Origin of the sequence: Streptomyces globisporus (assembly GCF_003501885.1) — a bacterium.
Classification (GTDB): Bacteria; Actinomycetota; Actinomycetes; order Streptomycetales; family Streptomycetaceae; genus Streptomyces; species Streptomyces globisporus_D.
In genome coordinates this window covers 1-399 of the sequence record NZ_QWFA01000447.1, presented here as the reverse complement: position 1 = coordinate 399, position 399 = coordinate 1, and the positions used below count along the sequence as shown (strand labels likewise).

Sequence of the window (399 nt, the reverse complement as noted above, 5' to 3'; positions counted from 1 at the left end):
GTCGTGGAGGTAAAGCACTGATTGGGTGCGGGGCCCGCCAAGGGTTACCAAGTCCAGTCAAACTCTGAATGCCACAGACGTTATCCCGGGAGTCAGACAGTGAGTGCTAAGATCCATTGTCAAGAGGGAAACAGCCCAGATCATCAGCTAAGGTCCCCAAGTGTGTGTTAAGTGGGAAAGGATGTGGAGTTGCACAGACAACCAGGATGTTGGCTTAGAAGCAGCCACCATTGAAAGAGTGCGTAATAGCTCACTGGTCGAGTGACTCTGCGCCGAAAATGTAACGGGGCTAAACACACCACCGAAGCTATGACGAGCGCAATTACTTGCGCTGGGGTAGGGGAGCGTTGTATGCGGGTAGAAGCTGGATCGTGAGGACTGGTGGACTGCATACAAGTG

Annotated in this window: 1 rRNA gene; it reads left to right on the top strand. The window is 52.9% G+C overall.

From position 1 onward, the window contains the following. Window positions 1–399: ribosomal RNA gene (locus D3105_RS34240) — 23S ribosomal RNA — on the top strand; the annotation flags it as partial.